Here is a 23,098-nt window from a genome sequence, read left to right on the forward strand (position 1 = left end):
GTGGTCAGGACGGTCTACAAGGGTGAAGTGGAAACTGGCGTTATCGCCTGGTTTTTGAGCCGGATTGACCCACTCTGAAAGAGCCGCCCTCGTCCCTGAATCTGGCTATCGCGCACGAGGAAAAGTTCGGCGCAACTTTCGAAGCGCCGAAATTAACTCAAATCGATGACAGGGAGCTATAGGACAGCGAAGGTGCCTTGTGCTTTTGCGACCAGTTTTTCGTCCTGGTACACGTCCGCCTCGACCACCAGCGTGCGCCGACCCGGGTGAATCACTCGAGCGGTGCACAGCACATCGCCGTCGGAAACGGCGCGGATGTAGTTGATCTTGCATTCGATGGTCGCGCTCTGCTGGTCGAAACCATGGGAGCTGGAACACGCCAGCCCCATGGCAATGTCCACCAGGCTGAAGATCGCCCCGCCATGGAGCTTGCCAGCGCGGTTGCGCAACTGCGGTTCCAGGGTCAAGGCCACCTCGGCAACACCGGTTTCCAGGCGCTGCAGGCGGCAGCCAATGAGTTCGCTGAAAGCGCTGTGGGTCAAGCCGGCTGGCAGTTCCATTAGCGTTTCTTCAGTTGTTTGGCGTTGGCGAACAGCGAAGCCATGGCGTTGTTGGCCGGGGCTGGCGCAGCGGTTTCCTTGCGGGGGGCGGCGCCTTGGGATTGGCGTGGCGCCGAGCCCGGGCGTGCGCCGCGGGCACCGTCGATTTTCTCGCCCGGGGTGTCGCTCATGCGCATCGACAGGCCGACGCGTTTGCGCGGGATGTCGACTTCCATGACCTTGACCTTGACCACATCACCGGCTTTCACCGCTTCACGCGGGTCCTTGATGAACTTCTCCGAAAGCGCAGAGATGTGCACCAAACCGTCCTGATGCACGCCGATATCCACAAACGCGCCGAAGTTGGTCACGTTGGTCACCACGCCTTCGAGGATCATCCCCAGTTGCAGGTCCTTGAGGTCTTCGACGCCTTCCTGGAATTCGGCGGTCTTGAACTCGGGACGCGGGTCGCGGCCAGGTTTTTCCAGCTCTTGCAGGATGTCGGTGATGGTCGGCACGCCGAAGGTTTCGTCGGTGTACTTCTTCGGGTCCAGGCGCTTGAGGAACGCGGCGTCGCCGATCAGCGAGCGGATGTCGCGGTCGGTTTCAGCGGCGATGCGTTGTACCAGCGGGTAGGCTTCCGGGTGGACAGCCGAGGAATCCAGCGGGTTGTCACCGTTCATGACGCGCAGGAAGCCGGCGGCTTGCTCGAAGGTTTTTTCGCCAAGGCGTGCGACTTTTTTCAGCGCTGCACGGGTCTTGAACGCACCGTTTTCGTCGCGGTGGGTCACGATGTTCTGCGCCAGGGTGGCGTTGAGGCCGGAGATGCGGGCCAGCAGCGCAACCGAAGCGGTGTTTACGTCCACGCCCACGGCGTTCACGCAGTCTTCAACCACGGCGTCCAGGCCGCGAGCCAGTTTCAGCTGCGACACGTCGTGCTGGTACTGGCCGACGCCGATGGATTTCGGGTCGATCTTCACCAGCTCGGCCAGTGGGTCCTGCAGGCGGCGAGCAATGGACACGGCGCCACGGATCGACACGTCGAGGTCCGGGAATTCCTTGGAAGCCAGTTCAGACGCGGAGTACACCGAAGCGCCGGCCTCGGAGACCATCACCTTGGTCATCTGCATGCCTGGGTATTTTTTGATCAGCTCGGCGGCCAGCTTGTCGGTTTCACGGCTGGCGGTGCCGTTGCCGATGGCAATCAGGTCCACCGCGTGCTTGGCGCACAGGGCGGCCAGGATGGCGATGGTCTGGTCCCACTTGTTGTGTGGCACGTGGGGGTAAACCGTGGCGTGATCCAGCAGCTTGCCGGTGGCGTCGACCACGGCAACCTTGCAGCCGGTGCGCAGGCCCGGGTCGAGGCCCAGGGTTGCGCGTGGGCCGGCGGGTGCGGCCAGCAGCAGGTCGTGCAGGTTGTGGGCGAATACGCTGATGGCTTCGGTTTCGGCGCCGTCGCGCAACTCGCCCAGCAGGTCGGTTTCCAGGTGGGTGTAGAGCTTGACCTTCCAGGTCCAGCGCACGACTTCACTGAGCCACTTGTCCGCAGGACGATTCTGATTCTGGATGCCGAACTGTTGACCGATCATGCCTTCGCACGGGTGCATGGTGCCTGGCAGCTCGTCGCCGACTTTCAGCGCGGAGCTCAGGATGCCTTCGTTGCGGCCGCGGAAAATCGCCAGTGCACGGTGGGACGGCATGCTTTTCAGCGGCTCGTCGTGTTCGAAGTAATCGCGGAACTTGGCGCCTTCCTCTTCCTTGCCGGCGATTACGCGGGCACTGAGGGTGGCTTCCTGCTTCAGGTAGTTGCGCAGTTTTTCCAGCAGGTTGGCGTCTTCGGCGAAGCGCTCCATGAGGATGTACTTGGCGCCTTCGAGGGCGGCCTTGACGTCGGCCACGCCTTTTTCGGCATCGACAAAGCGTGCAGCTTCGGCTTCCGGGGCCAGGGACGGGTCGTTGAACAGACCGTCGGCCAGCTCGCCGAGGCCGGCTTCCAGGGCGATCTGGCCCTTGGTGCGGCGCTTCTGCTTGTACGGCAGGTACAAGTCTTCGAGGCGGGTCTTGGTGTCGGCGAGCTTGATGTCGCGTTCCAGCTGCGGGGTCAGCTTGCCTTGCTCCTCAATGCTGGCGAGGATGCTGATACGCCGTTCGTCGAGTTCTCGCAGGTAGCGCAGGCGCTCTTCCAGATGCCGCAACTGGATATCATCGAGGCTGCCGGTGACTTCTTTACGGTAACGGGCGATGAAGGGCACTGTGGAGCCTTCATCCAGTAGAGCGACGGCCGCTTCGACCTGTTGTGGGCGTACGCCGAGTTCCTCGGCGATGCGGCTGTTGATGCTGTCCATAAAACCACCTGAAATTCTGAAAGCAGGCTCGCAGGCCCGGAAAACAAGGCTCGCGAGGCTGGTTGAGCGGCCCGTCTGGCGCCGCTGCCTGGGTCAAGAGGCAGCCTATTGACCCTCGAAATCGAAAAAATCACTACAAGCGGGTGAAAAAAATCCCCTGGCAGTAAACGGTAACGAACTGACGTTGCCCTGCACAAAGGCGCCGCATTATAACCAGCGTTCTGCCCTTGGGGGGATTGCCGCCAAGGTTGTAGGGCGCGGGTTCGCTGGCGGTAGAGGAAAAATCTGCTAACAATGCACACGGTGCGTATAACGGCAGCTACGCCATAATGCGCGCCGAGATAAGAGGAGCATCTAATGAGCAGCACTGCACAAACTGCTGAAGGCGAAAAAATTCTCATCGTTGATGACGATCCGGGGCTGAGCAGCCTGCTGGAGCGTTTCTTCAACTCCAAGGGCTACCGTGCCCGCGCGGTGCCAAACACCGAACAGATGGACCGCCTGTTGGGACGTGAAGTCTTCAACCTGGTGGTGCTGGACCTGATGCTGCCCGGCGAAGACGGCCTGACCGCCTGCAAACGCCTGCGCGGCGCCAACAATCAGATCCCGATCATCATGCTGACCGCCAAGGGCGATGAGCTGAGCCGCATCAAGGGCCTGGAACTGGGCGCCGACGATTACCTGGCCAAGCCGTTCAACCCGGACGAGCTGATGGCACGGGTCAAGGCCGTACTGCGTCGCCAGGCCGCCCCGGTACCGGGCGCCCCAGGCAGCGAAGACGAAAGCGTGACCTTCGGTGACTACGAGCTGTCGCTGGCCACCCGTGAGCTCAAGCGTGGCGATGAAGTGCACATGCTGACCACTGGCGAATTCGCCGTGCTCAAGGCACTGGTGATGAACGCTCGCCAGCCGCTGACCCGCGACAAGCTGATGAACCTGGCCCGTGGCCGCGAGTGGGACGCCCTGGAGCGCTCCATCGACGTACAGATCTCCCGTCTGCGCCGGATGATCGAGCCCGATCCATCCAAGCCGCGTTATATCCAGACGGTGTGGGGTGTGGGTTACGTGTTTGTGCCGGATGGCACTGCAACCAAGTGACCGATGATTTGCAGAGGCGGGCGTGCCGGTGATGACTCGATAAGAGTCAGCCGGTTGCCCGGCGTTTGCAATTCTGCGAGCTTGGCTCGCTCCTGCAAGGTGTCCAGCTGTCTTTTATGAAAACCCCGTTGTGGTTCCCGCAGAGTTTCTTCTCACGCACCCTTTGGCTGGTGCTCATCGTCGTACTGTTTTCCAAGGCCCTGACACTGGTTTATCTGTTGATGAACGAAGACGTGCTGGTGGACCGGCAGTACAGCCACGGTGTCGCGCTGACCTTGCGCGCCTACTGGGCCGCAGACCCCGAGAACCGCGAGAAGATCGCCAAGGCCGCTACCCTGGTCCGGGTCGCGGGCGCGGGCGTGCCCGAGGGCGAGCAACATTGGCCCTACAGCGAAATCTACCAGCGCCAGATGCAGGCCGAACTGGGTGAAGACACCGAGGTGCGGCTGCGCATGCATGTGTCGCCGGCGCTGTGGGTGCGAGCGCCGAGCCTGGGGGAGGACTGGCTGAAAGTGCCGCTGTATCCGCATCCGTTGCGGGGGCAGAAGATCTGGAACGTGCTGGGCTGGTTCCTGGCGATTGGCTTGCTTTCCACCGCGTCTGCCTGGATTTTCGTGCGCCAGCTCAATCAGCCGCTCAAGCGCCTGGTGTTTGCCGCACGCCAGCTGGGCCAGGGCCGCAGTGTGCGCCTGCCCATCAGCGATACGCCGAGTGAAATGACCGAGGTGTACAGCGCGTTCAACCAGATGGCCGAGGATGTCGAACAGGCGGGGCGCGAGCGCGAGCTGATGCTGGCGGGGGTGTCCCATGACCTGCGCACGCCGCTGACGCGTCTGCGGCTTTCCCTGGAACTGATGGGTAACCACACCGACCTTACCGACGACATGGTTCGAGACATCGAGGACATGGACGCGATTCTCGACCAGTTCCTGGCGTTTATCCGCGATGGCAGGGACGAGGTGGTGGAAGAGGTCGACCTGACGGACCTGGTTCGCGAGGTGGTTGCGCCCTACAACCAGAATGGCGAGCAGGTGCGCATGCGCCTGGAGCCGATCCAGCCGTTCGCGTTGCGTCGGGTTTCGATGAAGCGCCTGCTGAATAACCTGATTGGTAACGCGCTGCATCACGCTGGTTCCGATGTGGAAGTGGCAGCCTACGTTTCCGGGGATACCAGCGCGCCTTACGTGGTGCTGAGTGTCATGGACCGTGGGGCCGGCATCGATCCGGCGGAACTGGAAGGTATCTTCAACCCGTTCACCCGAGGCGACCGTGCCCGGGGTGGCAAAGGCACGGGCCTGGGGCTGGCGATTGTGCGGCGGATTGCTTCGATGCATGGCGGCAACGTCGAATTGCGCAACCGGCCGGATGGCGGCCTGGAAGCGCGAGTGCGCTTGCCGTTGGGGCTGATGTTGCCCAGGGACGCGGTCTAAATGTGGGAGCGGGCTTGCTCGCGAAGGCGGTGGGTCAGTCCATAGAAATGTCGACTGATCCACCGCCTTCGCGAGCAAGCCCGCTCCCACACTGGTTTTGCGGTGCTTTATAGGTCGGGTGTATTCAGCCCTTGCCTTTGGTGCGCGTCATATTCGGCCCACCACTCTTCTCCAAATGCTGAATGATGATCCCCGCCACATCCTTGCCGGTGGTGGTCTCAATTCCTTCCAGGCCCGGTGACGAGTTCACCTCCATCACCAGCGGCCCGTGGTTGGAGCGCAATATATCCACACCCGCCACGCTCAACCCCATGACCTTGGCTGCCCGCAGTGCGGTCATGCGTTCTTCCGGGGTGATCTTGATCAGGCTGGCACTGCCGCCACGGTGCAGGTTGGACCGAAACTCACCCGGCTTGGCCTGGCGCTTCATCGCGGCAATCACCTTGTCGCCCACCACGAAGCAGCGGATATCCGCACCGCCGGCTTCCTTGATGTACTCCTGCACCATGATGTTCTGTTTGAGGCCCATGAACGCCTCGATCACCGACTCGGCCGCAGTCGCGGTTTCACACAGCACCACGCCGATGCCCTGGGTGCCTTCCAGCACCTTGATCACCAGCGGCGCGCCGTTGACCATCTCGATCAGGTCGGGAATGTCATCCGGGGAGTGCGCAAAGCCGGTGACCGGCAAGCCAATGCCACGGCGCGACAGCAACTGCAGCGAGCGCAGCTTGTCCCGCGAACGGGCGATAGCCACCGATTCATTGAGGGGAGACACCCCCATCATTTCAAACTGGCGCAGTACCGCGCAGCCATAGAACGTCACGGAAGCACCGATACGCGGGATCACCGCATCGAAGCCTTCCAGCGGTTTGCCCCGGTAGTGGATCTGCGGCTTATGACTGGCAATGTTCATATAGGCGCGCAACGTATCGATCACCACCATCTCATGGCCACGTTCGGTGCCGGCCTCGACCAGGCGACGGGTGGAATACAGACGCGGGTTACGCGACAGCACAGCGATCTTCATGCAGCACCTGTGGCAGAGGTAGTAGAGACCGGGAACACCGGCTTGTCTTGAACGTATTTGACGCCGGGACTGACCACCAGTTGGCCGTCAATCAGGGCCTTGGAGCCCAGCAACAGGCGGTAACGCATGGCCTTGCGGCAGGCGAGGGTGAATTCCACCCGCCATACCCGATCGCCCAGGGCCAGGGTGGTGCTGATCACATACCGCACCTGGGCCTGGCCGTTGGAGCTTTTAATGGTTTTCATCGCCACCAGCGGTGCTTCGCAGCGCCGGTGACGCAGTTGCACCACGCTGCCCAGGTGCGCGGTGAAGCGCACCCACTTTGCACCGTCGCGCTCAAATGGCTCGATCTCGGTGGCATGCAGGCTTGAGGTACTGGCGCCGGTGTCGATCTTGGCGCGCAGGCCTGCCACTCCCAAGTCGGGAAGTGCCACCCACTCACGCAGACCCACAACGGTCAAATGGTCAAATGTCTTCAATATGAATAACCGGCAATTAATTCGCCCAGGCGGCGGGTGATACCTCGGCCAGGGCTTTGAATGCAGGCTTGGCGAACCAGTAGCCCTGCATCAGAAATATTCCACAGTCGGCGAGAAAGTCCCGCTCGCCGGCGCTTTCGATGCCCTCGGCGATGACAGTAACGCCCAACTGCTCACAGATTGTGACAATCCCCCGGACGATCACCTGACGGACACGATCACGGTCGACATCGCGGATCAGCGCCATGTCGAGTTTGATCAGGTCAGGTTGGAAATCGGCCAGCAGATTCAGCCCCGAATAGCCCGCCCCGAAATCGTCGATGGCGGTCTTGAAGCCGAATTCGCGGTATTCACGCAGAATATTCGTCAAATGGCGATAGTTATCTACATGCTCGCTTTCCAGGGTCTCGAAAATCAGCCGATCCAACGGAAAATTATGCGCCCGGGCCGCCTCCAGGGTGCTGCGGATGCACAGTTCTGGTCGATAGACCGCATTGGGCATGAAGTTGATTGAAAGGTGCGTCTGCATGTTGAGTGTCGAAGCGGTGGCGATCGCGCGGGTGCGGCATTGCTGGTCGAAACGGTAGCGATTGCTGTCGTTGACCTGATCCAGCACCGACAGCGCGCCCTCACCATTCACGCCGCGCACCAAGGCTTCATGGGCAAAAATCGACTGGTCACGCAGGTCCACGATAGGCTGATACGCAAAGGCAAACTCAAAGCCCAGCGGCTCACTTTGCTGGCAGCCCGCACAGGCTTGTTTGGGCGAGGTCAGTGAAATGGGAAAGTCGGTCACACGTTAACCTCGCGAAAACAGGATGCTACCTGGCGTATCTTAGGTGAGCTCAAGGGTTTATGCGTTGAAGGGTTTCAACGGTAAAGTTGCGACATTTTTCAGAGCGAGGAATTCAAGTGGTTCAGAAGCAGGAAGAGGAAGAAAAAGTCCGTTTGGACAAGTGGTTGTGGGCGGCGCGTTTCTTCAAGACCCGTGCCTTGGCCAAGGCGGCGATCGAGAGTGGCAAGGTGCATTGGCGCGGCGAGCGTTGCAAGCCCGGCAAGGAGCCACGCGTCGGCGATGAGTTTCAGATCCGTGCCGGGTTTGATGAGCGAACCGTCGTAGTCCAGGCCCTTTCAATTGTGCGAAGGGGCGCTCCCGAGGCGCAGGCGTTGTATACCGAGACCGAAGCCAGCATCGCCAAGCGCGAAAACGCGGCGGCCATGCGCAAGGCCGGCTCCCTGGGCATGACCACCGACGGCAAGCCAAGCAAGAAACAGCGGCGCGACCTGTTCAAGTTTCGCGGCAGTGGCAATGATGATTAATCGGCAGACCGCAGGAGCCAGGTCGGCTCCTGCTATTTCAACTCAAACGCTGCGAATCACGCTCAAGCGATTAACCAGCGGTACTCGCCGAAACAACTCAAACACCGGGCCCGTCACTCGCACCAGCCCCCGCGAAACCTTCGCTGCAAAGGGCGTGTAGTAACCCCAGCCCAACGCCAACAGCGCCAGCAACACCCCACCGATATAATCGTCCTGCCCCCAATGCGCACCGGCTACCAGCCGCGGCATCATGAACAGCAGCGCCAAGCCCCAGATCACCAGCACCTGCCCGATCCGCTTGGCAAACACGGTCATGAACATGCCCCAGATCAGCAATACCGATGCATGATCCCCCGGGAAGCTCTGGCTGGAGCGGTCCTTCAACTCCCATGTCTTCTCCAGGCCCGGGAAATAGTCGCTCATCTGAATCGCGCCGCTGATCACCATCGACGGGCTATGGTGTTGCCAGCCCATCTGCGCTGCCAGCTTGGAAAACAGCATGCGGATAAACAGCAACAGCAGCAGAATGCCCAGGAAGCCGAAAAACGCCTGGCGCACTTCAATCGCCTTGAACACCCAGTCGCCACGGATCAACAGCGTCAGCAGAATCACCCCGACCACCGCGTCAAACGGCCGCAAACTGGCCACCGCCCACACATGCAGCCACGCGGAGCTGCTTGCCAGCGGGTCATTGAGCAGATGAAACAGCCACTCGTCGAAAACCGTGCAGAGCGCCTGGCCCGCCGGCCAGAGCCAAAAACACAGCAGCCCCACAGCGAGTAAATTACACAGGGCCAATCGACCGAGGTCCCACCTGGCTTGGAACAAACCCGGATTGTTCATAAACTGTTTCCTCTTAGCTTTAAAGCGCTTCGTTTTCCCGCAGAAGGCCGCACCAAAACGGTGCTAAAGCGTGTAATTCTATAAACCTTGTCATCTTTTTGTCATCAATTCAGATACCCAGACCTATGACTGATCTACCGGATACCGACTTCACCCAACGCTTCATCTTCGACGACAGCGACGCCCGCGGCGAACTGGTCGCCCTGGAGCGCAGCTATGCCGAAGTCCTCGCCAAGCACCCCTATCCGGAGCCGGTCGCGCAATTGCTCGGCGAACTGATGGCGGCTGCCTCGCTGCTGGTGGGCACCCTGAAGTTCGATGGCTTGCTGATCCTGCAGGCCCGCTCCGAAGGCCCGATCCCGCTGCTGATGATCGAATGCTCCAGCGAGCGCGAAATCCGTGGGCTGGCCCGCTACGACGCGGACCGCATCGCCGCCGATGCGACCCTGGCTGACCTGATGCCAGACGGCGTGCTGGCCCTGACCGTCGACCCGACGGTAGGCCAGCGTTACCAGGGTATCGTCGACCTCGACGGCGAAACCCTGTCCGACTGCTTCACCAATTATTTCGTGATGTCCCAGCAAGTGGGCACCCGCTTCTGGCTCAACGCCGACGGCAAGCGCGCCCGTGGCCTGCTGCTGCAACAACTGCCGGCCGACCGCATCAAGGACGAAGAAGACCGCGCCGACAGCTGGGCCCACATCACCGCCCTGGCCGGCACCCTGAAAGCCGAAGAGTTGCTGGGCCTGGATAACGAAACCATCCTGCACCGCCTCTACCACGAAGAGGCCGTGCGCCTGTTCGACGTGCAGTCGCTGCGCTTCCACTGCAGCTGCTCCCGCGAGCGCTCGGCCACTGCCCTGGTCAGCCTGGGCCTGGAAGATGCGCAGGACCTGGTGGTGGAACACGGTGGCAACATCGAGATCGACTGCCAGTTCTGCAACCAGCGCTACCTGTTCGACGCTGCCGATATTGCTCAATTATTCGCCGGCGCGGGCGTAGATACCCCTTCAGGCACCCGCCACTAAAACGTTTAAGCACAGGTAAATCACCTGACAAACGCCGGATTTCCGCCGTTCTGACCGGAGGGCCCTACTCTTTTTGGGCTTTTCTGGCATAATCCGGCCCACTTTTTTCGCGGTAGTAGTGCGCAACTTTCTACTACAAAACGTTTGGAGCACTCGGCCACTGGCCGACGGGGAACCTCATGACGCAAGCCAATAACGCCGTATACACCGATCTGAGTGTTGACGATCTGGTCAAAGAAGCCCTGCAGCGCGGTGAAGGCGTGCTTGCCGATACCGGTGCGCTGGTCGTAGAAACCGGTCACCGTACCGGCCGTTCGCCAGTCGACCGCTTCATCGTTGAAGAGCCTTCCACCCAGGCTGCCATTGCCTGGGGCCCGATCAACCGCAAGTTCCCGGCCGACAAGTTCGATGCCCTGTGGGCTCGCGTCGAGGCATTCAACAACGCGCAAGAGCATTTCGTTTCCCACGTTCACGTAGGGGCTGCAGAAGACCACTACCTGGCCGTGAAAATGACCACCCAGACTGCCTGGCAGAACCTGTTCGGTCGTTGCCTGTTCATCAACCCGGCCCAGTACAACCCGGCCGGTCGTGAAGAGTGGCAAGTGCTCAACGTGGCCAACTTCGAATGCGTGCCAGAGCGTGACGGCACCAACTCCGACGGTTGCGTGATCCTCAACTTCGCCCAGAAAAAAGTCCTGATCGCCGGCATGCGTTACGCCGGTGAGATGAAAAAAGCCATGTTCTCGGTGCAGAACTTCCTGCTGCCGGCCTCCGACGTGCTGCCGATGCACTGCGCAGCCAACATCGGCGAAGCCGGCGACGTGACCCTGTTCTTCGGTCTGTCGGGCACCGGTAAAACCACCCTGTCCGCCGACGAAAGCCGCTACCTGATCGGCGACGACGAACACGGCTGGGGCGAAGGTGTGGTGTTCAACATCGAAGGCGGTTGCTATGCCAAGTGCATCGACCTGTCCGAGAAGAACGAGCCGGTGATCTGGAAAGCCATCAAGCACGGCACCGTGCTCGAAAACGTGGTGATCGACGATGCCAAGCACGCCGACTACACCAACGTCAGCCTGACCCAGAACAGCCGCGCCGCCTACCCGCTGGAGCACGTGGCCAAGCGTTCCGAGAAAAACCTCGGTGGCGAGCCAAACGCTGTGATCTTCCTGACCTGCGACCTGACCGGCGTACTGCCGCCCGTGTCGATCCTCAGCGAAGAACAAGCGGCGTACCACTTCCTGTCCGGCTACACCGCTCTGGTGGGCTCGACCGAAATGGGTTCGGGCGGCGGCATCAAGTCGACCTTCTCCACCTGCTTCGGCGCGCCATTCTTCCCACGCCCGGCTGGTGAATACGCAGAACTGCTGATCAAGCGCGTGCGCGGCTTCGGCTCCAAGGTCTACCTGGTCAACACCGGCTGGACCGGCGGCGGCTACGGCGTTGGCAAGCGCTTCAACATCCCGACCACACGTGGCGTGATTGCAGCGATCCAGAGCGGTGCGTTGATTGGTGCCGAGACCGAGCACCTGGACACCATCAACCTGGACGTGCCATTGGCTGTACCGGGCGTCGAGACTGGCCTGTTGAACCCACGTAACACCTGGGCTGACAAGGCTGCCTACGATGAAGCGGCGAAAGCGCTGGCGGGTCTGTTCATCGAGAACTTCAAGAAGTTTGAAGTGAGCGATGCGATCAAGGCTGCGGGTCCGAAGTTGTAAGATTCGGCCGTTGTGAAAAAGCCGCCCCTAGTGGGCGGCTTTTTTGTGGGCGAAGGATCAGTCGACGAGGTGCAGAACCACGGCTCCCACTAACACCAGCACCACACCGGTCACTTGCACCGCTGACAGCCGCTCCTTGAAAAACACAAACCCCAGAATCGCGGCGATCCCACCGGACAGGGTGCTGATCACCGTCACCACGGAAACCGACCCCGCCATTGCACCCCACGAGAACGCCGAGAACCCACCCAGGTTCATCAGGCTCGCGCTGGTCAGCGTTGCGCAGTTTTTCAGCGGTGGGATTTTCAGGCCGTCTTTGATCTTAAGCACCATCAACACCAGGACGCACAGGCCAACCAAATACCCAAGCCAAAGCATCGTGACCGGGCCAAGTGTCGGCAGGGTGTAGCGGCCCTGCACCCAAAAGCTTGTGCCGTAGAGCAACGCTGCGAGCATCGCGTAGGCGATTGAGCGGCTGGAACTGTTGTGAGGGACGCCATTGTCCTTGTGAATGCTGGACAGGATCACGCCAATTACGCAGAGAGCGATGCAGCCGAGTTGGATCAGGCTGATGTGTTCGCCGCTGGCCCATGACAGCAAAGTAGTCACGACACCGTAGGACGTCACCAGCGGCGCGACAATCGCCGCTTTGCCCAGCGAGAAGGCCTTGGACAGCGCAAGGGCGCCGGAGACGGTCAGCAGGGCTGCTGCGGCTCCCAGGAGCCACACACTCAAAGGCGCCGCGAGGGATTTGACGAGGAAGGCCGGGAATATGACCAGCAGCAGGGTCATGATCAGGAAGCCCAGCGCCTGGCCGAAGTACACCGCGCGTTTGACGCCGACAGCTCGGGCGTTGAGGCCCACGAGGAAGTCCGTGCCGCCCCAGAGCAGGGCGGCCAGCAGGCCCATTAATACGTCCATGTAAGGTCCTTGTTATTTTTTGAAGGCTGCGGTGTATCAAATTAAGGTTTTTTGTTCGCCCGGTTTTCCAGGGCTTGCGTGTCCCAGCGTTGGGTCTTGATAGCCAGGTAAAGCATGCCGATGGTCAGCGGGAGCTTGTCGCCGCGACCTTTGGCTCTGTGCTTCAGGAAGACGTCGAATACGGGAGGTTGGAAGTAACGATAAGCGTCGTAGTCGTTCAAGTCGACAGCGAAGCCTTGCTCCAGCGCTTCCATCAATTGATTGGCTTCGGCGCCGTCGCAACCCAGGTCCAGGTTGATGGCCGTTTCAAGGCGCAGCGTCTTATGTTCAGGCAGGCCAATTTCTTCATGCAGCAGTTGCAAGAGCTGTTGCATGGCAAAGTCTTCAGGAAAGTTGGGGGCCAGGTTCATGGTGGTTACGCGTGAGTGGGCAGGGCGACAGACTTTATCGATCGAACCGTGATCCTTCAAACGAAACAGGTCAAATGTGGGAGCCGGGCTTGCCCGCGATGGCGGTGTGTCAGTGGTAGAAGTGTTTTCTGACACACCGCCATCGCAGGCAAGCCCGGCTCCCACATTTCTAGCTCTGCGACTGCTCAGATGGCGTTCGCTTTACGGCGTCGGCGGTGGTGAGTTGCATCATGCCGGTTTGGGCGGCTTCCAGCAGGTCACAGCCATCCTGGACCAGCAAATACAGTGCGTTGGTGATGTACTGATCGTTCCCACGCTCCGCGTGGGAATGCATCCCGTGACGCTCCGCGTCACCAGTGTTCATGGCTTGGGTCGTGCGCGGATGACGGGACGCGGAGCGTCCCTGGCGGCATTCCCACGCGGAGCGTAGGGAACGATCGGGGCTAGCGCGGGGTGCTGATACACCGCTCGAAAATCGCCTCCAACCCCCGATAATCACACGCCACCGCATCGATGTTCGCCGGTATCCACGCTGCGTTCTTCACCAGCCACCAGTTCACTGAAAACCCGGCATTCACGATGATCTGCTCGAACAGAATCCGCTGCGCCCGGCCATTCCCTTCGCGAAACGGGTGGATCACGTTGAGGTCGCCATAGGCCTCGGCAATTTGCGTCACCAACTCTGCCTGCGTCACCCCGACAAACCAGTTCGCCTGCGCCATGTGCTGGATGATCTTGCTCGCCTCAGGCGGGATACGCTCCGGTGTGCAGAACAGCGTGTCGCCTTTCTGGATGTTGACCGTACGCAGTTCCCCGGCCCATTCGTAAATGTCTGCGAACAGGGTGCGGTGGATGTGTTGCAGGCGTTCCAGGTCGTAGGGCGGGGGATACAGCGGAAGGCTGCCGACAGCGATTTCAGACAGTTCCCGCTCGGCCTGGTGCAGGCGTTCTTCGTCGAACAAATCGAGGCGGTTGCGCAGGACGCTGCTACCGGGGTAGCAGTACGGGTCCTGGCCCACGCCATATTTGTCGAGCATCAGCGTGGGGTGTTGCGGTACTTGGCGAGGACGGCTTCGCGGGTCGGCAGGGGTTTGTCGACGTCGGCGGGCTGGGTGTCGAACCCTTCCAGGCGCAGGCTGGCCAGGTAGTTGGAACGACGGATCTTGTCGTAGTGATCCTGCTTTTGCTCAAACGTCAGTTCGGCCATGACAGCGTCCTCTCGGTGCGAAGGTTGATTGTAGCGCAATGAGTTTCGAGATGCGTCCCGCGTAAGGTTGGAACGATTCTTACGGGTGCCTACTCCACTTCCCAGGCTGTGTATCATCCAGACTCTTTTTTCCTTGCGACCTTTCTCGATTCGCTGAATGCGCTGGTCTATGTTTTGGGCTCGTTCAGCGGTCAATGGAGTGACAGCTTATGCACAACACCCTCCAACAGGTCTTTGGTTATCCACAGTTTCGTTTGGGCCAGGAGGCGGTGGTCAGTGCCGTGCTGGCCGGCCGTTCGGCGGCGGCGATTTTTCCCACCGGTTCCGGCAAGTCCCTGTGTTATCAACTTTCCGCCGTGTTGCTGCCGCACCTGACGCTGGTGGTGTCGCCGTTGCTGGCGCTGATGCAGGACCAGTTGGGTTTCCTGCAGCGCCACGGTATCTCGGCGGGCAGCATCGACTCGGCCCAGAGCCGCGATGATGCCAATGACGTCATGGCCCGGGCGCGTTCGGGCGAGCTGAAAATCCTGATGGTTTCCGTGGAGCGCTTGAAGAACGAGCGCTTTCGCAACTTCCTGCAAAGCGTGCCGATCTCGCTGCTGGTGGTGGATGAGGCTCACTGCATTTCCGAATGGGGCCATAACTTTCGCCCGGACTACCTGAAGCTGCCGGATTACCAACGCCAGTTCCGCATCCCCCAGGCGCTGCTGCTGACCGCCACGGCGACGCCCAAGGTGATCGCCGACATGCAGGCCAAGTTCGCCATTGCACCTGACGATGTGATCACCACCGGCTTCTACCGCTCCAACCTCAACCTGCTGGTTGAGCCCGTCAGTGGCCAGGACAAGCGACGACGCCTGGTGACGTGGATGCAGGAGCGAGCCAATCAGCCAAGCATCGTCTACGTCACGCTGCAAAAAACCGCAGAGCAGATTGCCGAGCATTTGAATCGCAATGGAATCCAGGCCGAGGCTTATCACGCGGGCCTGGCTCACGATAAGCGGGAGGCCATTCAGAAGCGATTCATGGGCGGGCAGTCCAACTGCATCGTCGCCACCATTGCCTTCGGCATGGGCATCGACAAAAGCGATATCCGCAACGTGGTGCACTTCGACCTGCCCAAATCCATCGAGAACTACAGCCAGGAAATCGGCCGCGCCGGGCGTGACGGGCAGCCGTCTGAGTGTCTGGTTCTGGCCAACCGCGACAGCCTGAATATCCTGGAAAACTTTGTGTACGGCGATACGCCGGAACAGGAAGGTATTCGCCGAGTCCTGGAGGAAATACAGGCGGTCCGTGCCGATGGACAGTGGGAGTTTATGCTCCGCTCACTGTCGGACCACAGCAACATCCGTGAACTACCGCTGAAGACCTTGCTCGTGCAGCTTGAACTCAAGGGTGTGATTGCGCCGCGCTACGCGTTTTATGCCGAATACCGCTTCAAGTATTTGATTGAACCAGAGGCATTGCTGGCGCGTTTTGCCGGCGAGCGGCAGCAGTTTGTCGCAGCGATTATCCAGGTCTGCAAACGGGCGAAAACCTGGGCGACGGTGGACTTCGACGCGCTGTATCAACAGCACCAGGCCGATCGCAGCCGGGTAGTGAAGGCCCTGGATTACTTTCAGGAACAAGGCCTGATCGAGATGGAAAGCCGGCAGATGACCGAGGTTTACGCCCTGCTGTATACCGACTTCGATCCACAGGCGCTGAGCACGGAGTTATACACAGGCTTCAAGCAGCATGAGGTGACGGAGGTGGCGCGAATTCACGCCATGCTGGATCTGTTCGCGACACAGGAGTGCCTGGGTTACCGCCTGGCGCACTATTTCGGCGATGAAAACGCGCCCCGGCAGTGCGGGCACTGCTCGGTGTGCCACGGTAACGTCGCCCACTTGCCGGCGCCGCCGAGCTTGCCGCCGCTTGTGGATAAAAACTTTCTCGCGCTGTGCGGTGAATTTATCCACAGCCACCATGAGTACAGCGGCGACTTGCCAAGCGCGGAGCGGCTGACACGGTTTTTATGCGGTCTCAGCGTGCCGTTGTTTACCAAGCTGAAGGCACGAGGGATTCCAGGTTTCGCGGTACTGGAGGAGTATCCCTATGCAGAGGTTCGTGAATGGGCGGAGGCAGGGTTGGAGGCACTCTGATTTCCGGTCTGGAGGGTCGCGCTTTCCCTTCCAGTGGCAGACGCCGCCGACAGCCGGACCGTGCCCGCACGTGAGAAGGTTTGACGCTTCACTTCTTCTGCAAAGGAATTGCCCATGGCTTTTGGTTTTTCTCGTGGTGTTGTCCCCGGCGTCTTGCTGTTCGCCGGGTTGCTGGTGGCACAAGGCACGCTGGCCTCGGTCATCCCGTTGAGCGTGAATGACTGTCGGCAGATGCAGCTTCGCAACACTATCACCGCCGCCAATCCATTGCCCTGCGCACGCCTGGCGCGGGTGACGTTCAGCTATGTGGACTTTGGCGGAGTGCTGCATAACAACGGGCAGCTCGTGGTGCTGGATGCCATCGCACCCCATGTGGAGGAGATCTTCAGGCAGTTGCTGCAACGTCGGTTCCCGGTGCATCAGGCGGTCAGGCTGGAAACCTATCGAGGCAACGACAAGGTCTCGATGGCCCGCAACAATACCAGTGGTTTTAATGGGCGCCAGGTCAGTGGCGCTTCGGGGTGGTCGCTGCACGCCTATGGCGCCGCAATCGACCTTAACCCTCTGCAAAACCCATTCGTTTTGTTCGGGCGTAACCCGCGAGGTGAATTCACCGGCCAGGCCACTGTTGAGCCCAGGGCAAGTACCGCGACTGCCGTTAACCGCCTGGATGCCCGCCCCGGCAAGCCGGCGCGCCCTGGCCGGGCAGAAGAGGTGATTGACCTGTTCGCCGAACACGGCTTTTTGACCTGGGGTGGTTATTGGGATTTTCCGCTGGATTACCAACACTTCCAGATCGGCCGGCGTTCGTTCGTGGAGTATCTGGCGCGGGTCACGCCGCAGCAGGCCAGCGCTGCAGTCGAGACCTATATCACCGCCTATCGCCAGTGCCTGCAGCAATCGGCCGAGACGGATCAAGCGCTCAAGCGTATGGCGTGCGTCCAGCAAACGATTGAGCAAAGCCCAACCTAGGCTTGCGGGTAGTGCTTGAACCCAGTATCAAGAGAGCCTCCTCCTGCCCGGGTTTTACCGATGACCAACGCCATGCCACAACGCGCCGATTACCGCCACTTCCAGCCGATCATCACGCGCTGGCACGACAACGATGTATATGGCCATGTGAATAACGTCACCTACTACAGCTTCTTCGACACCGCGGTGAATACCTACCTGATCGAGCAGGGCGGGTTGGATATTCATGACGGCGAAGTGGTTGGGTTTGTGGTGAGTTCGGCGTGCGACTACTTCGCCTCGATTGCCTTTCCGGATCGCATCGAGATCGGCCTGCGGGTGGGCAAGTTGGGCAACAGTTCGGTGCAGTATGAGTTGGCGGTGTTCAAGGCGGGAGAAGAAGATGCCTGTGCTGCGGGGAGGTTTGTGCATGTGTTTGTGGATCGGGCGTCGAACCAGCCGGTGACGATCCCGGGGATGTTGCGCGAGGCGTTACAGCGATTGGTGATCTGAATACGATCTGCGAAGCAATGAAAATCAAATGTGGGAGCGGCGCACCGCCGCTCCCACATTAAACCCGCGTTGTTCTTTCGATTCGCGTGTTACCGGTGGTGGCGATAGTGATGCTTGTTTTTGCGATGCCCATAAGCATGGCCGCGCCCGCGATGGTCATCGCGGTCATAGCGGCGGTTATCACGCCCACGGTAACGACGATCATCGTCATCGCTCTTGTTGCCCATGTAGTTGCCCAGTGCGCCACCGGCGCCACCGCCGGCTGCTGCGCCGATCAGGCTGCCGGTGCTGCCGCCGACACTGCGACCCACCACGTTGCCGCCGGCCGCGCCCAATGCGCCGCCAATGGCTGCTTCACCGCGGCTGCGCTTGTCTGCGCCCACCGCACTGCCGCCCGCGCCGCCGAGTGCTGCACCAATCGCCGAGCCGGTGTTACCGCCCAACTGCTGACCTACGACAGAACCTAGAACCCCGCCCAATGCGCCGCCCACACCGGCTTCGGTGGTGCCACCGGCCATGGCTGCGCCACTGACCAGGCCAAGGGACAACAAGAGAATCGAGGAGAACTTCATAGAGGAACCTCAAGAGGATGACGGCGCGATCCTGAGGTTGTATCGAGACGGTGACAATCGAAACCCGACCAGTGGTATGGGTTGTATACAATTCTCTAAGTTACTGTTTTGTATGAGGAACTTAAGTGAGTTTTGCGAGTCTTTAGTTACTTCGGAACGGCCGCTTTTATGCAAAAGCGGCCTTTTTTGTGCCCGTAAGAAACTCGGGTGCTGTCTGTGGCGAGGGAGCAAGCTCCCTCGCCACAATGAGGTGTCGCTTAGGCCGACTTCGCCATGATCAAGCCGGTTGCACTCGCTGCTTCCAGGCGGATCGCTACAAACTTCGACGTTGGCGTATGGCTGCCATCCCCCGTGCTTTCCAGCGGCACCAGCGGATTCACTTCCGGGTAATAAGCCGCAGCCTGCCCCGCCGGAATATCAAATGCCAGCAAGGTAAAGCCCTTCACCCGACGCTCACGGCCGTCGTCCCAGATCGACACGATGTCAGCCTTCTGCCCCGGCTTGAAGCCCAGGCGGATGATGTCGGCTTCGTTGACGAACAACACATCCCGCTGGCCCTTGACCCCGCGATAGCGGTCGTCCAGGCCATAGATGGTGGTGTTGTACTGATCGTGGGAGCGCATCGACTGCATGATCAGGTCCGGCAATTGCCCGGTGTTGCGGGTGCGTTCGTGCACCAGGTCCTTGGGCAGGATGTTCGGGCGGAAGTTGGCGCGGCCCGACGGGGTGTTCCAGCGACGAGCGCCAGCCGAGTTGCCCAGGTAGAAACCGCCCGGGTTTTTCAGGCGCTCGTTGAAGTCCTTGAAGCCCGGAATGGTGTCGGCGATCAGGTCGCGAATACGGTCGTAATCGGCCACCAGCCAGTTCCAGTCCACCGGCTTGCTGCCCAGGGTGGCGGCGGCAATGCCCGCCAGAATCGCAGGCTCGGATTTCATCTGTTTCGACAGCGGCTGCAGCTGGCCGTTGGAGGCGTGGACCATGCTGAACGAGTCTTCAACGGTCACGGCTTGCGGGCCTTCGGCCTGGATGTCGATGTCGGTGCGGCCCAGGCATGGCAGGATCAGCGCGTCCTTGCCATGCATCAGGTGGCTGCGGTTGAGCTTGGTGCTGATCTGTACGGTCAGGTCGCAATTGCGCAGTGCTTCAAAGGTGCGTGGGCTGTCCGGCGTGGCTTGGGCGAAGTTGCCGCCCAGGCCGATAAAGACCTTGGAGCGGCCTTCGAGCATGGCGTGAATCGCTTCCACCACGTTGTGGCCGTTATCGCGCGGTACCTGGAACTGGAAACGACGCTCCAGGGAATCGAGGAACGCCACCGGTGGCCGTTCGTTGATGCCCATGGTGCGGTCGCCCTGCACGTTACTGTGGCCACGCACCGGGCAAAGGCCCGCGCCCGGGCGGCCGATGTTGCCGCGCAGCAGCATCAGGTTGGCGATTTCCTGGATGGTCGGCACCGAGTGGCGATGCTGGGTGATGCCCATCGCCCAGCACATGATCACGTTCTTGCCTTTGGCGTACATGCGCGCCGCTTGCTCGATCTCCACCAGGGTCAGGCCGGACTGCTCGACGATTTCATCCCATGAGGTGTCGTCGATCTTGCCCAGGTAATCCAGCACGTTGGCGGTGTGTTCGTTGAGGAAGTCGTGGTCGAACACGGCCTCCTTGCCTTCGGCCTGGGCCTGGCGTTCCCACAGCAGCAGGAACTTGGCCATGCCCCGCAGGATGGCCATGTCGCCTCCCAGCGCCGGGCGGAAGTAGGCGGTGTTGGTTGGCTTGTCGCCGTTGGTGAGCATTTCCAGCGGGTGTTGCGGGTGCTGGAAGCGTTCCAGGCCGCGCTCTTTCAGCGGGTTGATGCACACCACCTGGGCGCCGCGTTTTACCGCTTCGCGCAGCGGCTCCAGCATGCGTGGGTGGTTGGTGCCGGGGTTCTGGCCCCAGACGAAAATCGCATCCGCATGCTCGAAGTCATCGAAGGTCACGGTGCCTTTGCCCACGCCCACGCTTTGCGCCAGGGCGACGCCGCTGGCTTCGTGGCACATGTTCGAGCAATCCGGGAAGTTGTTGGTGCCGTAGGCGCGCACAAACAGTTGATACAGGTAAGCCGCTTCGTTGCTGGCCCGGCCCGAGGTATAGAACTCGGCCATGTCCGGGTTTGGCAGCGCATTGAGGTGCTTGCCGATCAAGTCGAAAGCCGATTCCCAGCTGATGGGTTTGTAACGGTCGGTTTCGGCGTCGTAGCTCATCGGCTCGGTCAGGCGGCCCTGGTACTCCAGCCAGTAGTCGCTCTGCTCCAGCAGCGCGCTGACGCTGTGCTTGGCGAAGAATGCCGCGTCGACCCGGCGCTTGGTGGCTTCCCAGTTGACCGCCTTGGCGCCGTTCTCGCAGAACTTGACCATGCCGCTTTCCGGCGAGTCGCCCCAGGCGCAGCCCGGGCAGTCGAAGCCGCCGTTCTGGTTGGTCTTGAGCATCATGCGGATGTTTTTCAGCGCGTTGTCGCTGGTCAGCCAGGCTTGCGCCACGCTGATCAGTGCGCCCCAACCACCCGCCGGGCCTTTATAGGGCTTGTAGCGCGGGGTGGGTTTGTCGTCGGCTTGATGATGATTACTCACGCTTGATTCTCCATCGCAGGGCTATAGACCCGCGGCGCACTTTTCTGCGGCAGGTGGATGAGATTGAGGTTGTGCCGGCGAGCCCATTGCAGGGCCAGGCCGGTGGGCGACGACAGGCTGACCAGGGTCTGGATGCCTGCACGCAAGACTTTCTGGATCAGTTCGAGGCTGCAGCGACTGGTAACAATCGCCAGGCCGCCGTCGGTCGGAATCTTTTGGCGGATCAGCGCACCGATCAGCTTGTCGAGGGCGTTATGCCGGCCGATGTCTTCACGGCCCAGCAGCAATTCGCCCTGGTTGTTCATGAACACCGCCGCATGCACCGCGCCGCTGTACTGGCCCAGCGGTTGGAACGCGCTGATGCGCTGGCGCAGGCCATCCAGCCATTCGGCAGGCGGCAACGGCGCGCCGGGCAACACCTTGAGGTTGGGCAGCGCCTGCTCCACGGCTTCTACGCCGCACAGCCCACAGCCACTGGTGCCGGCGAGTTGCCGGCGCTGCTGCTTCATATTCCAGAACGCGCGGCTGGAAATCTGCACCTGAGCGTATTGGGTCGAGCCCGAACCGCTGATTTTCAGGTCATAAATGTCGCTAACGTCTTCGATAATGCCGCTACCGATGCTGAATCCGACAATAAAGTCTTCAAGATCGGTCGGCGTCACCAGCATCACCGCCTGGCTGATGTCGTTATAGGCAATCGCCAACGCGACTTCCTCGGCAAGCGCGGTGCTGGCCGATTCGGTGTGTTCGAGATTACAAAACTGGTAGCTCTGGCTGGCGGCGGGCGCGGGCGTTTCGAGGGCGGGCGCCGCGCAGACTGGGCGCTGGGCGTTCATTGGGCATTACCACCGGGAGTATTCAGCTGTAAGACTAGGCGCGACAAAGGGTCGCGTCTAATCGTCAGTACTGATCTACCGATAGATGCCGTCGATCAAGTCTCGATCAGCGATTTCTGATACAGCGCAAAACACGCTTCCGCCAAGGCCGAACGGGGTGCACTGCGGCGCATGATCAACCCCAGGCGAGCCAAAGTGTGAGCGTCTTCAATGGGTTGCAGGCGCAGGTGCTCGGTGAGGGCGTCGAGGCCGCCGTCCAGTGGCATCACCGCGCAACACAGGCCGCCGTGCACCGCTTGTAACAATTGATGGACGGCATCGGTCTGCAACAGTGGCTGCGGGTTGAGGCCACGGCTGTGGAAGTTATGGTCGATGGACTGGCGAAAGTGCATGCCGCTGGTGAGCATGCCCAGGGGCAGTTCGATCAGCGCCTCCCAACTCAGGGGCTTGTCGCCGAAGCTGAAGAACCGTTGGTCGTACAGCAGGCCCATGCGGGTTTCGCCTAGGGCCAGGGAGTCGAAACGTTCGGCGTCCAGGCGCTCGAGGTACGACACACCGAGGTCCAGGCGGTTGCTGGCAAGTTGTTCAAGGATTTGCTCGGAGCTTAACGCGGACAACTCAAAGCGCAGGCTGGGGTGTTCCTTGTGCAGCTTCTGCATCAACGCCAGCGGATCGAAGCTCGACAACGGCACCACCCCCAGGCGCAACGTGCCTACCAGGTTGCCGCGACACGCAGCGGCCTCGGCCTGCAAGCCGTCATAGGCCGCCAGCACCGTGCGTGCCCAGGCCAGCACGCGTTCGCCGGGGGCGGTAAAGCCTTCGAAGCGCTGCCCGCGATTGACCAGCGGCAACTGCAGCTCTTCCTCCAGGCTGCGCAGGCGCATCGACAGGGTCGGCTGGGTGATATGGCAGCGCGCCGCCGCCTGGCCGAAGTGACGGGTTTCGTCGAGGGCGATGAGGAATTTCAGCTGTTTGATGTCCATCTTCGCTCCGGGCTTATTCCAATGCGGTGGGATTCTAGCGTGTTTGGGTCTTTGGTCAGGCTGGAACCCAATTCTGTAGGACTGGTCTAGTCTTTGGCATCTGGAAATTAAATCCCAAG

Annotated in this window: 23 protein-coding genes; 8 read left to right on the top strand and 15 right to left on the bottom strand. The window is 60.7% G+C overall.

Annotated elements, in window-relative coordinates:
- Positions 1 to 176: 176 nt before the first annotated feature.
- Positions 177 to 560 carry a PaaI family thioesterase gene (locus HX815_RS14665; protein ID WP_003213170.1) on the bottom strand — a complete coding sequence of 128 codons (384 nt, stop codon included), beginning with the start codon at positions 558 to 560 and terminating at the stop codon, positions 177 to 179.
- A complete protein-coding gene (locus HX815_RS14670; protein ID WP_177028474.1) occupies positions 560 to 2,884 on the bottom strand; it encodes a Tex family protein in 2,325 nt (774 codons plus the stop codon). Before HX815_RS14670 ends, HX815_RS14665 begins: the two co-directional genes overlap by 1 nt.
- Positions 2,885 to 3,241: 357 nt before the next feature.
- Between HX815_RS14670 and ompR the strand changes: the two genes are divergently transcribed.
- Both ompR and HX815_RS14680 read left to right on the top strand, forming a co-directional pair.
- The gene (gene ompR, locus HX815_RS14675; protein ID WP_003213175.1) at positions 3,242 to 3,982 is read left to right on the top strand and encodes a two-component system response regulator OmpR; all 741 of its coding nucleotides are present in this window, start codon (positions 3,242 to 3,244) and stop codon (positions 3,980 to 3,982) included.
- 116 nt (positions 3,983 to 4,098) lie between these two features.
- Complete coding sequence (locus HX815_RS14680; RefSeq protein WP_003213176.1) at positions 4,099 to 5,412, top strand: ATP-binding protein; 1,314 nt, start codon at positions 4,099 to 4,101, stop codon at positions 5,410 to 5,412.
- 124 nt (positions 5,413 to 5,536) lie between these two features.
- On the opposite strand, the gene rimK is transcribed toward HX815_RS14680, so the two are convergent.
- The 3 genes from rimK to HX815_RS14695 are packed head-to-tail and all read right to left on the bottom strand — an operon-like array spanning position 5,537 to position 7,717.
- Positions 5,537 to 6,442, bottom strand: coding sequence for a 30S ribosomal protein S6--L-glutamate ligase (rimK, locus tag HX815_RS14685; RefSeq protein WP_003213178.1), 906 nt, complete (start codon positions 6,440 to 6,442; stop codon positions 5,537 to 5,539).
- Positions 6,439 to 6,903, bottom strand: a complete 465-nt coding sequence (locus HX815_RS14690; RefSeq protein WP_371132397.1) for an ATP-dependent zinc protease — start codon at positions 6,901 to 6,903, stop codon at positions 6,439 to 6,441. Before HX815_RS14690 ends, rimK begins: the two co-directional genes overlap by 4 nt.
- 34 nt (positions 6,904 to 6,937) lie before the next feature.
- Entirely contained in the window at positions 6,938 to 7,717 is a 780-nt protein-coding gene (locus tag HX815_RS14695) for an EAL domain-containing protein (protein ID WP_177028475.1), read from the bottom strand.
- A gap of 116 nt (positions 7,718 to 7,833) precedes the next feature.
- Between HX815_RS14695 and HX815_RS14700 the strand changes: the two genes are divergently transcribed.
- Complete coding sequence (locus HX815_RS14700) at positions 7,834 to 8,241, top strand: S4 domain-containing protein (protein ID WP_177021893.1); 408 nt, start codon at positions 7,834 to 7,836, stop codon at positions 8,239 to 8,241.
- A gap of 42 nt (positions 8,242 to 8,283) precedes the next feature.
- Here HX815_RS14700 and HX815_RS14705 read toward each other — a convergent pair whose 3' ends face one another.
- The gene (locus tag HX815_RS14705) at positions 8,284 to 9,084 is read right to left on the bottom strand and encodes a phosphatase PAP2 family protein (RefSeq protein WP_134325547.1); all 801 of its coding nucleotides are present in this window, start codon (positions 9,082 to 9,084) and stop codon (positions 8,284 to 8,286) included.
- A 125-nt stretch (positions 9,085 to 9,209) separates the two neighbouring features.
- Here HX815_RS14705 and hslO point away from each other — a divergent pair, with 125 nt between their 5' ends.
- Both hslO and HX815_RS14715 read left to right on the top strand, forming a co-directional pair.
- Positions 9,210 to 10,112 (top strand): Hsp33 family molecular chaperone HslO, encoded by a 903-nt coding sequence (hslO, locus tag HX815_RS14710; RefSeq protein WP_102367891.1) that lies wholly within the window; start codon positions 9,210 to 9,212, stop codon positions 10,110 to 10,112.
- A gap of 179 nt (positions 10,113 to 10,291) precedes the next feature.
- Positions 10,292 to 11,833, top strand: a complete 1,542-nt coding sequence (locus tag HX815_RS14715) for a phosphoenolpyruvate carboxykinase (RefSeq protein WP_003213191.1) — start codon at positions 10,292 to 10,294, stop codon at positions 11,831 to 11,833.
- 57 nt (positions 11,834 to 11,890) lie between these two features.
- Here HX815_RS14715 and HX815_RS14720 read toward each other — a convergent pair whose 3' ends face one another.
- From HX815_RS14720 to HX815_RS14740, 5 genes are all read right to left on the bottom strand, one after another.
- A complete protein-coding gene (locus HX815_RS14720; protein ID WP_087692724.1) occupies positions 11,891 to 12,742 on the bottom strand; it encodes a DMT family transporter in 852 nt (283 codons plus the stop codon).
- 53 nt (positions 12,743 to 12,795) lie between these two features.
- Positions 12,796 to 13,164: a DUF1493 family protein gene (locus HX815_RS14725; protein WP_003213195.1), complete on the bottom strand. Its 369-nt coding sequence runs from the start codon at positions 13,162 to 13,164 to the stop codon at positions 12,796 to 12,798.
- A gap of 169 nt (positions 13,165 to 13,333) precedes the next feature.
- Positions 13,334 to 13,528, bottom strand: a complete 195-nt coding sequence (locus HX815_RS14730) for a hypothetical protein (protein ID WP_177028461.1) — start codon at positions 13,526 to 13,528, stop codon at positions 13,334 to 13,336.
- Positions 13,529 to 13,607: 79 nt separating this feature from the next.
- Positions 13,608 to 14,201, bottom strand: coding sequence for a putative adenosine monophosphate-protein transferase Fic (locus HX815_RS14735; RefSeq protein ID WP_003213199.1), 594 nt, complete (start codon positions 14,199 to 14,201; stop codon positions 13,608 to 13,610).
- The gene (locus HX815_RS14740) at positions 14,201 to 14,371 is read right to left on the bottom strand and encodes a YhfG family protein (protein ID WP_003213201.1); all 171 of its coding nucleotides are present in this window, start codon (positions 14,369 to 14,371) and stop codon (positions 14,201 to 14,203) included. Before HX815_RS14740 ends, HX815_RS14735 begins: the two co-directional genes overlap by 1 nt.
- Positions 14,372 to 14,580: 209 nt before the next feature.
- Between HX815_RS14740 and HX815_RS14745 the strand changes: the two genes are divergently transcribed.
- The 3 genes from HX815_RS14745 to HX815_RS14755 all read left to right on the top strand — a co-directional run bounded on the left by HX815_RS14745 (position 14,581) and on the right by HX815_RS14755 (position 17,982).
- On the top strand, positions 14,581 to 16,518 hold the full coding sequence (locus HX815_RS14745) for an ATP-dependent DNA helicase RecQ (RefSeq protein WP_177028476.1): 1,938 nt from the start codon (positions 14,581 to 14,583) through the stop codon (positions 16,516 to 16,518).
- Between the two features lie 114 nt (positions 16,519 to 16,632).
- Complete coding sequence (locus tag HX815_RS14750; protein WP_134325551.1) at positions 16,633 to 17,490, top strand: M15 family metallopeptidase; 858 nt, start codon at positions 16,633 to 16,635, stop codon at positions 17,488 to 17,490.
- A gap of 60 nt (positions 17,491 to 17,550) precedes the next feature.
- Positions 17,551 to 17,982 carry a thioesterase family protein gene (locus HX815_RS14755; protein ID WP_003213207.1) on the top strand — a complete coding sequence of 144 codons (432 nt, stop codon included), beginning with the start codon at positions 17,551 to 17,553 and terminating at the stop codon, positions 17,980 to 17,982.
- Positions 17,983 to 18,071: 89 nt separating this feature from the next.
- Here the strand turns inward: HX815_RS14755 and HX815_RS14760 are convergent, their stop codons facing one another.
- From HX815_RS14760 to HX815_RS14775, 4 genes are all read right to left on the bottom strand, one after another.
- A complete protein-coding gene (locus tag HX815_RS14760) occupies positions 18,072 to 18,554 on the bottom strand; it encodes a glycine zipper domain-containing protein (protein WP_008435777.1) in 483 nt (160 codons plus the stop codon).
- Between the two features lie 257 nt (positions 18,555 to 18,811).
- Positions 18,812 to 21,160, bottom strand: a complete 2,349-nt coding sequence (locus HX815_RS14765) for an FdhF/YdeP family oxidoreductase (protein WP_102367895.1) — start codon at positions 21,158 to 21,160, stop codon at positions 18,812 to 18,814.
- On the bottom strand, positions 21,157 to 21,996 hold the full coding sequence (gene fdhD, locus HX815_RS14770) for a formate dehydrogenase accessory sulfurtransferase FdhD (protein WP_008435774.1): 840 nt from the start codon (positions 21,994 to 21,996) through the stop codon (positions 21,157 to 21,159). The genes HX815_RS14765 and fdhD overlap by 4 nt, the downstream gene beginning before the upstream one ends.
- Before the next feature lie 95 nt (positions 21,997 to 22,091).
- On the bottom strand, positions 22,092 to 22,979 hold the full coding sequence (locus HX815_RS14775) for a LysR family transcriptional regulator (RefSeq protein ID WP_003213213.1): 888 nt from the start codon (positions 22,977 to 22,979) through the stop codon (positions 22,092 to 22,094).
- Positions 22,980 to 23,098 lie beyond the last annotated feature (119 nt).

This window comes from Pseudomonas sp. E6002, assembly GCF_013385565.1.
Lineage (GTDB): Bacteria > Pseudomonadota > Gammaproteobacteria > Pseudomonadales > Pseudomonadaceae > Aquipseudomonas.

Bases quoted from the DNA above. Each gene is read 5' to 3' on its own strand.
- HX815_RS14745 (WP_177028476.1), top strand. From the start codon at position 14,581: ATGCACAACACCCTCCAACAGGTCTTTGGTTATCCACAGTTTCGTTTG.
- HX815_RS14670 (WP_177028474.1), bottom strand. From the start codon at position 2,884: ATGGACAGCATCAACAGCCGCATCGCCGAGGAACTCGGCGTACGCCCA.
- rimK (WP_003213178.1), bottom strand. From the start codon at position 6,442: ATGAAGATCGCTGTGCTGTCGCGTAACCCGCGTCTGTATTCCACCCGT.
- HX815_RS14680 (WP_003213176.1), top strand. From the start codon at position 4,099: ATGAAAACCCCGTTGTGGTTCCCGCAGAGTTTCTTCTCACGCACCCTT.
- HX815_RS14705 (WP_134325547.1), bottom strand. From the start codon at position 9,084: ATGAACAATCCGGGTTTGTTCCAAGCCAGGTGGGACCTCGGTCGATTG.
- ompR (WP_003213175.1), top strand. From the start codon at position 3,242: ATGAGCAGCACTGCACAAACTGCTGAAGGCGAAAAAATTCTCATCGTT.
- HX815_RS14720 (WP_087692724.1), bottom strand. From the start codon at position 12,742: ATGGGCCTGCTGGCCGCCCTGCTCTGGGGCGGCACGGACTTCCTCGTG.
- HX815_RS14725 (WP_003213195.1), bottom strand. From the start codon at position 13,164: ATGAACCTGGCCCCCAACTTTCCTGAAGACTTTGCCATGCAACAGCTC.
- fdhD (WP_008435774.1), bottom strand. From the start codon at position 21,996: ATGAACGCCCAGCGCCCAGTCTGCGCGGCGCCCGCCCTCGAAACGCCC.
- HX815_RS14735 (WP_003213199.1), bottom strand. From the start codon at position 14,201: ATGCTCGACAAATATGGCGTGGGCCAGGACCCGTACTGCTACCCCGGT.
- HX815_RS14715 (WP_003213191.1), top strand. From the start codon at position 10,292: ATGACGCAAGCCAATAACGCCGTATACACCGATCTGAGTGTTGACGAT.
- HX815_RS14775 (WP_003213213.1), bottom strand. From the start codon at position 22,979: ATGGACATCAAACAGCTGAAATTCCTCATCGCCCTCGACGAAACCCGT.
- hslO (WP_102367891.1), top strand. From the start codon at position 9,210: ATGACTGATCTACCGGATACCGACTTCACCCAACGCTTCATCTTCGAC.
- HX815_RS14740 (WP_003213201.1), bottom strand. From the start codon at position 14,371: ATGGCCGAACTGACGTTTGAGCAAAAGCAGGATCACTACGACAAGATC.
- HX815_RS14760 (WP_008435777.1), bottom strand. From the start codon at position 18,554: ATGAAGTTCTCCTCGATTCTCTTGTTGTCCCTTGGCCTGGTCAGTGGC.
- HX815_RS14750 (WP_134325551.1), top strand. From the start codon at position 16,633: ATGGCTTTTGGTTTTTCTCGTGGTGTTGTCCCCGGCGTCTTGCTGTTC.
- HX815_RS14730 (WP_177028461.1), bottom strand. From the start codon at position 13,528: ATGAACACTGGTGACGCGGAGCGTCACGGGATGCATTCCCACGCGGAG.
- HX815_RS14665 (WP_003213170.1), bottom strand. From the start codon at position 560: ATGGAACTGCCAGCCGGCTTGACCCACAGCGCTTTCAGCGAACTCATT.
- HX815_RS14755 (WP_003213207.1), top strand. From the start codon at position 17,551: ATGACCAACGCCATGCCACAACGCGCCGATTACCGCCACTTCCAGCCG.